Genomic DNA, 12,643 nt, shown 5'->3' on the forward strand with positions numbered 1-12,643 from the left:
TGAGGATTGTAGCTTGATTCATCTCGCAGACCAATGGCAATAGCTAGTTTTTTTAATTGTCTTTGCCCATTAGGGCAATTTCTTTTTTAATTGTTTGAACTGACTTAATCCAAATACCATTACTTTGTAATTCCGGATCTAAGTCGCTCATTGCTGCAACAGCTGACGGCTTATCAACAAACTCTTGAGAAGTAATCACCACAAATAATTTACCATTTATCGTACGAATATAGTGTTGGTGACTTGATAACAAAAACTGACGTGCAAAATTGGTTACTATTGCATCAGCATCATCAATTTCACTCAGTGCTAGTGCTGAAAACTGAATAACGTAATGATTAACATTAGCATATTGCGCTGTCGTCGGTATGTTTTCATCAGCCTTTTGGCTCTTTGTCTCGCCATCATTTCTTAAATCAACAGTTTCACTAGATGAAATGGCTAAAGACGTTGATAAATCAGCATCTTTTGGTTCTTTATCCAGGTTAATAGCGTTTAAAATGTCTTGAGGCAATGCTAGTTCAACAACAGCATTTTCAATAGGTTTACCAGTTAGCGCTGCTAGAACATCGCTTACTGATGCTACGTCACCATCGTTTACCGATGTACTTATTAGTTCCGTTGGTTTTGGCTTAATTATTGACTGCGTTTGAGTAACACCGTTAAGTTTGTTTGCTTTTTCATCTAATTGACTAAACTGAAAACTATCCTGTTGATATAGAATGTAAAGCCCAATGAATGTAATAACCAATAACGTTAGTAACGACAACACCATCTTGTTAAAGGGCGTTAGCGCCAAAAAAGGCGAAGACGCTTTAAATGCATCAGAATGACTTGAAAGTAATTGACCATTTTCTACAGAGATCATCGATAACTTTTTATGAAAAAGGCTGTGATTATCTGCAATCAGTTTCCCAAGAGACATTTCAGCTAATAAAACTACACTAATGTCACGACCCGATTTTTTCGCAATTTCCGACAATAACGTTAATTCATGAACTATTTGTAGCGATAAGTGATGAGCTTGTTCTATTACTATAGCGATAGGTTCTTTGCTATTAACATAATGCTCTATGACGCTTTGCGTAAGTGAAATTTCTGGATCAAAAGTTTGGTTTGGAAAAAGCTGCTCATTAATGCGTGCTCTCACCTGAATATCATTTAATTTACTTGATACACCGATAAGTGCAGCGTTCGTTTGGTCGGTTAAAGAAGAAAGAAATGTACCTGCAATAGAGCCAAAGCCTTGCTTTTTCTCGTCTAGAACAACAACCGTATGTCGAGAGAATTTTAAGATGTAATCAATACGCGCATTTGTGCTGATCGACATTACTTTTTTTTCAGTGGTATTGTTTAAGTTAGTCGCTAAAGCCGCCATAAGACCTTCCGTTTATTAATCCAGAAGTTGCTTCAGCTCCTCTATTGTTACATCGCCGTAGACATCGCTATCGCCTAGACCTTTTGGTAATACAAACCTTAATTGGCCGGCAATATTCTTCTTATCACGTTTCATATGTTTTAGATAAGACTCTAAATCCATATCTTCTGGTGAATAGATTGGTAGCTCAAAGTAAGCTAACAATTCGATAATACGACGAAGTTCTGACGCTGAAAGCAAACCTCGATGTTCAGATAGTGTGGAAGCAAGGACCATACCAGTAGCAACTGCTTCTCCGTGAAGCCATACACCATAGCCTTGTTCAGCTTCAATTGCATGACCAAACGTATGGCCTAAATTAAGCAAAGCTCTTTTACCAGCTTCTTTTTCGTCTTCAGCAACGATATCAGCTTTACACTGACAACAACGTGCAATGACTTGTTTAAGTAGTTCTGAATCTTTAGCTTTTATCGCAAGCTTGTTTTCTTCAAGCCAATCAAAAAATGCTTTATCACCCAAAATTCCGTACTTGATGACTTCTGCCATACCAGCTGAAAATTCACGTGCTGGCAAAGTACTTAACGTTTCTATATCGATAATAACGGCATTAGGTTGGTAAAAAGCACCAACCATATTTTTACCTAATGGGTGGTTTATGGCTGTTTTACCTCCAACTGAGGAGTCAACTTGTGAAAGCAAAGTGGTAGGAATTTGGATAAAATCTACGCCTCGTTGATAGCACGCCGCAGCAAAGCCCGTTATATCACCTATCACTCCACCGCCTAATGCAATAAGAGTAGAATCTCGACCGTGACCACCTTCAAGTAGATGAGTCATGATTAGGTCAAAATTAGCTAGGTTTTTCTCTTGCTCGCCGTCTGGCAGCAATAAATAATCGACATCAAAATCGCCCAATGCACTAATTAGCTTCTCTCCGTAAATGGGGAAAACTACATCATTAGAAACAATGGTTACACGTTTCGACTTAATATGAGAAGTAACAGGACTGCTAGTATTTAGTAGTCCTGCTTCGATATAAATGGGGTAACTGCGATCGCCCAGATCAACGAGCAACGAATTCATTAGAAATCTAAACGTTCTACGATTTTGTGTGCAACAACCTTTGCACTTTGGTCGTCTGTTTGAACAATTACATCAGCGATTTCTTCATAAAGCGGGTTACGTTCAACCGCTAGCTTTTCAAGAACTGATCTTGGTTCTTCAGAGGTTTGAAGCAATGGACGACGACGATCACGTTGCGTACGCGCTACTTGCTTATCAATTGTTGTTTCTAAGTAAACAACAATACCACGTGCAGATAAGCGATTACGTACTTGTGGGCTAATTACAGAACCACCACCGGTTGCTAGAACAATGCCTTGCATCTCAGTTAAGTCATCGATGACATCTTCTTCTCTTTTGCGGAAACCTTCTTCACCTTCTAAGTCAAAAACCCAAGAGATGTCTGCACCCGTGCGACGTTCAATTTCTTGGTCTGAATCGAAGAACTCTAAGTGAAGTTTATCTGCTAATTCTCGACCAATAGTGCTTTTACCCGCGCCCATTGGACCAACTAGGAAAATATTACGTTTTTCTGCCATTAGACTTACTTAATTCTCGTAAAAAATGTGTGAATAGGTAAGAGGAAACTCCCCTCAAAAATTTCAAGGGCGTAATTATCGCAATTGTTTGGAGTAGAATGCAAGTAAGTGATTATAAATTACATCACTTACTTGCTAATTTTTCAATTGATTAGAAATGTTCCGTAACGATTCTAGGTGTTACGAATATTAGTAACTCTTTCTTTTCATTGTAGTTATTAGTATTTCTGAACATCCAACCAAAGTATGGAATATCACCTAATACCGGAACTTTTGAAACTGCACTAATAATTGATTGTTGGTAAATACCACCTAAAACGATAGTTTCACCATTACTAACCAACACTTGAGTACCTATACGTTGAGTATCAATCGCTGGCGCTTGACCACTCGTAATATCAGAAACCGTATCTTGAGTAACACTTAAGTCCAATATAATCTTGTTATCAGGCGTGATGTGTGGAGTTACCGTTAAACTTAACACAGCCTTCTTAAACTGCGTTGAAGTAGCACCACTAGATGCCGCTTCCTGATAAGGAATTTCAACACCTTGCTCAATAAACGCTTCTTTTTGGTTAGCAGTAGTAATTCGCGGACTTGCAATAATTTCACCTTTATTCTCTTGCTCTAAAGCACTTAGCTCTAAATCAAGAATAGTTCCATCGGCCAATCGTGCAATTTGGAATGCAATACTCCCTGCAGGATTAGCAACTGGAAGGTTCACATTTAGGCGATCCGTCAACGAAGGTAACACTCCTGCTGATGCATTATCTGCACCTTCTAATGAGCCGGCTGTTGAATATTCACCATCTGTATCTGTAACACCCCAACGAATACCTAGCTCTTCACCAACGGTATCTTTTACAGTAACCATTCGCGCTTCTATAACCACCTGACGTACTGGAATATCCAAAATACCAATCATACGTTTGATATCTTCAATGCTCTTCGCTGTATCACGCACTAATAATGTATTAGTACGTTCATCAACCGTCACAGAACCTCGTGATGATAAAATACTGGTATCTTCATTCTTAATTAACGCGGCTAGTTCAGTAGCCTTAGCGTAGTTTATTTGAATATATTCAGAATATAACGGAGCTAGCTCTTCAACTTGCTGCTGAGCTTGCAAGTTCTTCGCTTCACGTGCAGCTAACTCATCACTTGGAGCAACCATTAAAATGTTACCCTGCATACGTTTATCTAAACCTTTAACCTTCAGGATAATATCTAAAGCTTGGTCCCAAGGAACGCCATCTAAACGTAATGTAATATTACCGTTTACTGTATCACTAGTAATTAGGTTAAATTCGTTATAGTCAGCAATAATCTGTAGTACTGTACGTACAGAGATATCTTGGAAGTTTAATGAAATCGTACGGCCACTGAAATCTTCTTCAGCACCTAAGTAACCAACTTTCTTCTCTTGCTTACGAATATTAACGAGAAATACATTTTCTTGTTGGTCATGCTCAAAGGTGAAATTACCATCAACATCAATAACTAATTTTGCGTTACGCCCTTCACGGAACGTCTCGATGCCAGTAACGATTGTTGCAAAGTCAGTTACATCTAGCTTGTAAAGCATATCTTCAAGGATTTGTGTATTGTAGAACTCTACAACCACTCGGCCTAATTCGTCCTTAACATCAGCAGCAACGACACTGTCGCCTAAGTTAATAATAACTTGGCCTTCACCTTCTAGTTCGCCTCGACGAAAATCGATAGATTGCACATTGTTTAAGAATTCTTCACCTGCTGGTGCTACAGTCTCAACTATCTCTGCGGCCTTACCATAGGAAAGCGTAATAGCATATTGGTCACCTTCAATAGCCACGTCAAATACGGTTAATTTTTCTAAATTAATCGTCGCAACCATGTTGCCATCTACGGCATTTACAAGGATGTTTTCTACACCTGCATGATCAACAAATGTTTCAGCATAATCTTCTTCAAAAGCGACATTACCAAAATTTACGTTAATCACTGCCGGATCAACTGACGTCTTAACCGACGGTTGACCTATAATTTCTTCTGAAAAAGAGAAAACCACTTCAATTTGGTCATTATGGATTGTGTTGTAAGCAATACCGATAAGATCCGACGCATGTGCAACCGTTGAATAGGTCAAATAGAAGCACATAGCAATGATAACTTTTACCTGTTGTTTCAAGGTAAAAATTTTATTGTTCATTATTTTGTTAAATAGCATCACTACTTCCTTTACCTTTGACTATCCAATTCAACCATATCAATATCGGTTTCTCGTTCAACCCAACAACCCGCACCATCTGGGGTTAATTCTATTACTTTCACGCTGTCATTACCTACTTCTGTAATTCGACCGTTATATAGGCCAACATAGTTGCCTATTGAAACTCTATGTAATGTTTCATCTGACGCTTCAACTAAGGCCCAAGTCACTCCACCTTCACCTAAAGTACCACGCATCACTAGATCTCCCAGCGCGAACTTTTCTAAAGGTTGTTTACGTCGACGTGGGTCTGGGCTTAAACAACCAGACATTTGTTGTAATTTTTCCTGTATTGCTTCAGGCCTAGGGGCTACAAACGGACTACGCAAATCTATAGCAGCATATTCAAAATGATTGAACGTCGGTACCTCTGGCATAGGTTCAATATAACTTTTTGTGTTCGCTTTAACTTTAGCAATGTGAATTTTCAAATCACTGGTGTCGTCAAAACAACCAGCTAAGAATACTAACGACAATAAGGCTAATCTTTTCATTATTGACCGGCCTCCTGATAACGATAGGTTTTCGCTTGTAGTTTTAAGTTAAGTGTTTCACTACTTAATTGAGCAATATCGATAGTAAAATCATGCAAGGTTACTATTCGTGGTAAGCCAGCAATTTTACTCACAAAACCACCAAATTCATGATACGCACCAATAACTTCAATATCGATTGGTAATTCTATATAAATTTCTTTCGTAATTTCGGGTTGCCAGTTCAACTTAACAAAATCAAGGCCGCTAGTTGTTCCGACAAACGTTATATCATCCAATAAACCTGGAGTTTCATGGCTTTCCGGTAGACTTCTTAACTGGTTAGCAAAGATATTCTCTGCTTCAGCCATTTGTTGTTGGAAAAGTTCTAAGTTTGCTGCGACATGATATTTAGATTCAAACTCTTGCTTGAGTGTTATTTCTTCCGCTTTTACGCGATCTAATCTAGTTAATTTGTCACTTACTAAACCGACATACGAAAGTCCCGCAATTACAATTGCAGCAAATATTGTAAGAACAACTTTAGCTGCTATAGGCCATTCACCTAGATTATCTAACTCTAGATTATCAAACTGTTCGGTAAACTTATTTACATCAAATTCCATTAGCCCTCTCCCTGCAGCGCCGCATCAAGGTCATCAACAAGACCTTTAATTGTTACACGCATTTTGAAGTCACTTAATAATTTAGTCGCTTCTTCGTCTGTAACAATTGATTCAGGCGTAGCATCTGTAAATAGATCTGATAATTCGATTTCTCGGATCATATTGGCCAAATGGTTATTTGATTCACTCTTACCTATTAAGTGAATAATATTACCTTGCTTTTCAAGCTTAGTTAAATATATGCCGTTTGGAATGATTTTAGCAATTTCATCAAGCACTTGCGTACCAACATTTCGGCTACGTTGTAATTGCTCGATTACACTGATACGTTTTTGCAACGCCTCTTTCTTTTCATTCAGTGTTTTTATTTCCGCAATACGAACATCTAAGATTTGAATTTCATTTTTAAGGAATTGGTTACGTGAAACTTGCCCATCGACTTGTGCTTGATAATAGCTACTAACGGCAAATACCACTAAAAACGTAAAAAGACCAACAAAGGTCAAAATACTAATAAATTCTTTCTGCCTTGCTTTTTGCGCTTCTTCGCGCCAAGGCAGGAGGTTTATATATGCCACGGCGTAAAACTCCTTAACGCTAATCCTGCTGCGACCATTAGCTGAGGTGCAACTTTTTTCAGCTCAGCTTCATCTAACCCATCAGCAATTTCCATTGCTTCAAATGGGTTGGCTACTACAGTATAAATACCAAGTTCTTCAGTTAATAGCTCTTGCACACCTTCAACCAAAGCGGTGCCGCCTGATATTATCAAGTAATCTACTTTTTCGTAACCACTTGATGTTAAAAACATTTGAATAGCTCTTCGGATTTGCTGAACTAATATTGTATGGAATGGCGCTAGTACTTCAAACCGATAGTTAGGAGGAAGTTTATCATTTACTTTTGCCGTTTCAGCTTCTTCAAAAGACTGGTTATAATAAGAAACAATTGAGCGTGTGTATTGCTCACCGCCGAATAATTGGTCACGGCTATAAACATGTTCGCTTTCATTGGCTGCAGAAAACAATGTCATAGTAGCGCCGAGATCAACCATAGCGACCATTTTATTTTTCGCATCATCCGGTAGCTGCGCCAAGCATAAATCATAGGTTCGGCTAATTGCATATGATTCAACATCGACAACTTTAGTACTAAAGCCGCCGGCTTCTAACGCTGCAACTCTAGCTTCTACTGACTCAGTACGAGCAGCACTTAATAATACGTTTATTTTACTAGGATCGGATTCATTAACTGCAAGCTTTTCAAAATCTAAGCTTACTTCATCAAGTGGGTAGGGAATTAAACTATCAGCTTCTACTTCAATTTGGCCGGCAAGCTCTTCATCATTTAAGGCGACATCCATGTAAATGACTTTAGTAATCACTGTTTGTCCAGATACGGCAACAGCTGCTTGTTTGATTGAGGAAGTAACTTTCTTACGAACTTTTGCTATAACTTTACCGACGGCCTCTATGTCTTGAATTTCACGGTCAATAATTGCTCCGCGAGGCATTGGCTCTATAGCAAAGTCTTCTAAGATGTAGCCATCATCTCCCTGACTTAACAATACAGCTTTGACGGCGTGGGAACCAATATCGATCCCTACCATCATTGATGCTTTCTTTTTCCATAACTTGCTTAGCATAACTTCCTACTAAATCTTATAGTTCTAATTATTTTAGGTATAATATACGCATAAATACATTTATTACATGGTTTTACACGATATACTAGTCTTATCATACAAAATTTTTCCAAAAATAGAGCATTTTCTGTGTTTTCTTTCAAAAATTTAGCGAAATTAGCTGTAGCGCTAAGCTTTTTGGGCGTGATCGCCCTGTTTGCCTTATACATGTCAATGAAAAGCGACCTACCTAGTGTTGCATCATTGAAAGATTTAAAATGGCAAACACCAATGCAGGTTTTTAGTCAAGATGGCAAATTAATTTCTCAATTTGGCGAGAAAAAGCGTATTCCGTTAAAGCTCAATGAATTTCCTCAACAATTGATTGATGCGATTTTGGCAACGGAAGACGACAGGTTTTACTCGCATTTTGGTGTGGACCCTATTGGCGTTGGTCGAGCAGTAGTGGCTAAATTGATGGGACAAAATAAAGGTGGTGCCAGCACAATTACCATGCAGGTTGCCCGGAATTTTTTCTTAACAAGAGAAGTCACCTATACACGAAAAATTCGCGAAGTATTCCTTTCTTTTCATATTGAGAACCTGCTTACAAAAGATGAAATATTGGCCTTATATCTCAATAAAATTGAATTAGGACATCGAGCATTTGGTTTTGGTGCAGCAGCTCAAGTCTATTATGGTAAAAATGTAAACGACTTATCTTTAGCGCAAATTGCTGTGCTTGCCGGCTTACCTAAAGCACCTTCAACGCTAAACCCAATTAGCCGCCCCGAACGAGCTAAAAATCGCCGCGCCGTTGTGCTTCAACGCATGTTAGTAAGTGGTTATATTACCGAAGGCCAATATCGCGATGCGAATTCTGCCCCTATTACTGCAAAGAAACATGGAGCCGAAATCGAAGTAGACGCCCCTTATATTGCTGAAATGGCTCATCAGGAAATGATAGGAAGATACGGTAAGGAAGAGGCTTACACTGGTGGTTACAAGGTATTCTTAACTGTCCCTTCTCATCTTCAAATCGCTGCGCAACAGGCCGTAATTACTAATTTATTAAATTACGATCAACGTCACGGGTATCGCGGCCCTGTCGACGAATTAAGACCAATAAACCCTATCGATGCAGAAAGTGATACTCTGCCGGTAATTGAGCCACTAACAGAAACAGAAATTCAGCACGCATTAAATAGTACAGCGAGTTATCAGCAACTACAGCCCGCAATAGTAATCGGTATGTATGAGAAAGCCGTGACTGTTGTACTAAAGTCAGGACAATCTGTAGATATTCCATGGCAAGGCCTGTCATGGGCACGCGAATATATTAGTGACCAAAAGCAAGGTAAAGAGCCTAAAACTGCTAGTGAAATATTGAAACTTGGTGATGTTATCTATATCACCGAAAAAGAAGATGTTTTTCGACTAAGCCAACTCCCTAAGGCAAGTAGCGCACTTGTCGCTTTAGCGCCCGACACTGGTGCAATTCAAGCCGTTGTCGGCGGTTTTAGTTTTAAGCAAAGTCAATTTAACCGTGTGACTCAGGCTAAACGTCAAGTTGGCTCAAATATTAAGCCATTTATTTATTCCGCTGCTTTAGATAAAGATTATACATTGGCCACTTTAGTAAACGACGCACCAATCAATCAGTGGGATAGAAGTTCAGGCTTTGTCTGGCGTCCGAAAAACTCTCCACCTAATTATGATGGTCCTATTCGTGTCAGGTTAGCATTAGCTCAATCTAAAAATGTTATTGCCGTGCGTCTATTACGAGCAGTGGGTTTAGGCAACATTATCGATCACCTGTCTAATTTCGGCTTCGTACCGGATGAATTACCAGAGAATGAATCACTTGCATTAGGTTCGGCTTCGTTAACACCTCTCGAAGTGGCAACCGGTTTTGCAACATTTGCAAATGGCGGTTATTTAGTTAACCCTTATTTCATCGAGCGTATTGAAGATTCATTTGGCCAAATTATCTTTGAAGCTCAGCCTGAATACGCCTGTGATCTGCCATGTGATGAATTTGTTAGTTCATTACAGCCAAAACTGTTAGAAGACCATTTAACGCAAACAACGACAAATTTAGAGGCTGAGCAAAGTGAGCTACTTCAGGAGGTTCCAGCAGCATTAGCGCTTGAAAGCGACGATGTTACGGAACTTCCACCAATTAAAGCAGCTGAACGCGTGATCAGCCCTCAAAATGCCTTCTTAACAACTCAAGCGCTTAATAGTGCGATTTGGGGAGCAGATTGGTCCGTTACCCCAGGTTGGCAAGGCACAGGTTTTAGAGCTCGTTCTTTAAAACGTCGCGATATTGCAGGTAAGACAGGTACAACAAATGAAGCAAAAGATGCTTGGTTCTCAGGTTATAGCCGTAGGATAGTAGCAACATCGTGGATTGGTTTTGATGATCATACCCGCAATTTAGGTCAAACTAGATACAATAACAATTTGGGTAAAAATCAAATTACCGGTAAAGAATTTGGCGCAAAATCTGCGCAACCTGCTTGGATTTCCTTTATGAAAACCGCATTAGCCGATTTACCTGTTGAACCATTTGAGCCGCCAGAAGACATCGTTTCGGTGCGAATCGACAAAGCGACAGGAAAATTAACAACCAAAACAGATAAAACCAGTATTTTCGAATATTTTAAACTGGGCACGGCGCCAATTGATTATATTGAAAATGACGAAAGTAGCGTGATTTTAGACGGTGAACCTGAAGCAGAAGAAGAAATATTTTAGCTTAAATTAGATGCAGCACCGTCTTGGTGCTGCACTATAACAGTGCAACATTCAAGTTACCCTCCGTATTTCTCGAAACGCAAAACAACCATAAACACTTGTATTAATTACAATTTAATTAAAATCAAGTCGTTGGCATAAAGTTTGTTTATATTCAATACTATAAACATTTTAACTTTGGTGCCTGATGCTTAGCGATTTTATTGTCGAACACAATTTACCGTCTACCTTTGCTAGTACAGCAAGGCAGTGGTTTGTAAATACGGCTAATCAATTATCAAACAAAACATCAGAAACACAGACACCATTTTTTTTAGGTATTAATGGTTGCCAGGGGTCTGGAAAGTCGACGCTAGCAAACTTCCTTAATCATCACTTAAGCCAAGAAAAAGACCTGGCTGTCGTTAATTTATCATTAGACGACTTCTATTTATCACAAGAAAAAAGAGCTGAGCTAGCAAAGACTATACATCCTTTACTAGCAACGCGCGGCGTACCAGGCACACACGATACAGAGCTACTCGCCGATACCTTGTCTAGGCTTAAAAAAAGACAACCTGTTGCGCTCCCTCGTTTTGATAAAGCACAAGACAACCCTATCGCTAGCACTTTATGGCAACTATCACCGACAAAAGTAGATATTGTCATTATCGAAGGCTGGTGTTGGGGGGTTGAACCTCAAAACAGCATCAAATTAAAAGCGCCAATAAACCAATTAGAACAAACCCAAGATTGTGATGGCCAATGGCGACATTATGTTAACCAGCAATTGGCCAACTTTTATCAACCATTATACCAACTGATTGATAAATGGTTGATGCTAAAAGCACCTAGCTTTGATTGTGTCGCTACATGGCGCTGGCAGCAGGAACAACACTTGGCACAAACGATAACTAACACCAAAGACACTAAGGTAATGTCAAAACTAGAAGTAGAGACTTTTATCTGCTACTTCCAAAGACTTACCGAACATGCTTTAGCAACACTACCTGATAAATGTGACTTGGTTTACACACTGAATCAAGATCGCAAAATTGAATCAGCGGTAGGACGAATTTAATATGCACAATCCAATAATATTCAGTGATTTAGATGGAACACTGCTCGACCATGACAATTACAGCTTCGAAGCAGCGCTACCGGCATTGAAAAAGCTTAAACAGCATAAAATTCCTGTTATCGCCACGACCAGTAAAACAATTCAAGAAGTCATTAACCTCTATGAAGCCCTTAATATTAGCGGCCCTTTTATCGTAGAAAATGGTGCTGCTGTTTATATTCCAAAAGCCACCTTTAAAGAGCAGCCAAAAGAAACAATAGAGCAACAGCATTTTTGGGTAAAACATTTTAGCCAGCCCAGAGAGAAGTACATAGCTATTGTCAATAAACTAAAAGCACGCTTTGAACATGATTTTACTCATTTTGCTCAGATGAGCAGTGACGATATTGCTAACGCCACTGGTTTATCGATTCCAGGGGCAACACTAGCCAATCAACGTCAATTTGGTGAACCCGTTTTATGGCTTAGTAACAACTTACAAAAGCAACACTTTATCTCTGCAGCTAAATCGCTAGGCGCAAATGTATTAGAAGGTGGCCGGTTTATCCACATATGTGACGATTGCGATAAAGGGAAAGCACTCAATTGGCTTGCAGGTGAATACCAACACCAATTAAAACTAGACGATATGACAGCCATCGCATTAGGCGATAGTGGCAATGATATTGCTATGTTAGAAGCTGCAGATATTGCGGTGCAAATCAAATCACCTAGTCACGACTACCCTTCAATCGATACGACAAAGGTACCAAGAATTTATCAAACTCAAGGATTCGGCCCCACAGGTTGGCAGGAAGCCATAGAGCACCTTATCGACTTTTCAAATTTAAACAGCAACTTCGCTAACATTACCCCTTAGGAGGGCAT

General features: G+C 39.3%; 11 protein-coding genes. 3 read left to right on the forward strand and 8 right to left on the reverse strand.

Annotated features, from left to right (window positions below):
• Positions 1-52: 52 nt before the first annotated feature.
• From HII17_RS02740 to HII17_RS02775, 8 genes are all read right to left on the reverse strand, one after another.
• Entirely contained in the window at positions 53-1,378 is a 1,326-nt protein-coding gene (locus HII17_RS02740) for an SPOR domain-containing protein (protein WP_169073774.1), read from the reverse strand.
• 15 nt (positions 1,379-1,393) lie between these two features.
• Positions 1,394-2,461: a 3-dehydroquinate synthase gene (gene aroB / locus HII17_RS02745; protein WP_169073775.1), complete on the reverse strand. Its 1,068-nt coding sequence runs from the start codon at positions 2,459-2,461 to the stop codon at positions 1,394-1,396.
• Positions 2,461-2,979 (reverse strand): shikimate kinase AroK, encoded by a 519-nt coding sequence (aroK, locus tag HII17_RS02750; protein ID WP_169073776.1) that lies wholly within the window; start codon positions 2,977-2,979, stop codon positions 2,461-2,463. The genes aroB and aroK overlap by 1 nt, the downstream gene beginning before the upstream one ends.
• 151 nt (positions 2,980-3,130) lie before the next feature.
• Positions 3,131-5,173 carry a type IV pilus secretin PilQ gene (locus HII17_RS02755; RefSeq protein ID WP_235938618.1) on the reverse strand — a complete coding sequence of 681 codons (2,043 nt, stop codon included), beginning with the start codon at positions 5,171-5,173 and terminating at the stop codon, positions 3,131-3,133.
• Between the two features lie 29 nt (positions 5,174-5,202).
• Positions 5,203-5,727 carry a pilus assembly protein PilP gene (locus HII17_RS02760; RefSeq protein ID WP_169073778.1) on the reverse strand — a complete coding sequence of 175 codons (525 nt, stop codon included), beginning with the start codon at positions 5,725-5,727 and terminating at the stop codon, positions 5,203-5,205.
• On the reverse strand, positions 5,727-6,332 hold the full coding sequence (locus HII17_RS02765; RefSeq protein WP_169073779.1) for a type IV pilus inner membrane component PilO: 606 nt from the start codon (positions 6,330-6,332) through the stop codon (positions 5,727-5,729). The genes HII17_RS02760 and HII17_RS02765 overlap by 1 nt, the downstream gene beginning before the upstream one ends.
• Positions 6,332-6,910: a PilN domain-containing protein gene (locus HII17_RS02770; protein ID WP_169073780.1), complete on the reverse strand. Its 579-nt coding sequence runs from the start codon at positions 6,908-6,910 to the stop codon at positions 6,332-6,334. The genes HII17_RS02765 and HII17_RS02770 overlap by 1 nt, the downstream gene beginning before the upstream one ends.
• Positions 6,898-7,977 (reverse strand): pilus assembly protein PilM, encoded by a 1,080-nt coding sequence (locus tag HII17_RS02775; protein WP_169073781.1) that lies wholly within the window; start codon positions 7,975-7,977, stop codon positions 6,898-6,900. Before HII17_RS02775 ends, HII17_RS02770 begins: the two co-directional genes overlap by 13 nt.
• 129 nt (positions 7,978-8,106) lie before the next feature.
• Between HII17_RS02775 and HII17_RS02780 the strand changes: the two genes are divergently transcribed.
• From HII17_RS02780 to HII17_RS02790, 3 genes are all read left to right on the forward strand, one after another.
• Positions 8,107-10,716 carry a penicillin-binding protein 1A gene (locus tag HII17_RS02780; protein ID WP_328824444.1) on the forward strand — a complete coding sequence of 870 codons (2,610 nt, stop codon included), beginning with the start codon at positions 8,107-8,109 and terminating at the stop codon, positions 10,714-10,716.
• 187 nt (positions 10,717-10,903) lie between these two features.
• Positions 10,904-11,776, forward strand: a complete 873-nt coding sequence (locus HII17_RS02785; protein WP_169073782.1) for a P-loop NTPase fold protein — start codon at positions 10,904-10,906, stop codon at positions 11,774-11,776.
• 1 nt (position 11,777) lies between these two features.
• Positions 11,778-12,635: an HAD-IIB family hydrolase gene (locus tag HII17_RS02790; RefSeq protein WP_169073783.1), complete on the forward strand. Its 858-nt coding sequence runs from the start codon at positions 11,778-11,780 to the stop codon at positions 12,633-12,635.
• Positions 12,636-12,643: the final 8 nt, after the last annotated feature.

Origin of the sequence: Thalassotalea algicola, from assembly GCF_012932965.1 — a bacterium.
GTDB classification, from domain to species: domain Bacteria; phylum Pseudomonadota; class Gammaproteobacteria; order Enterobacterales; family Alteromonadaceae; genus Thalassotalea_F; species Thalassotalea_F algicola.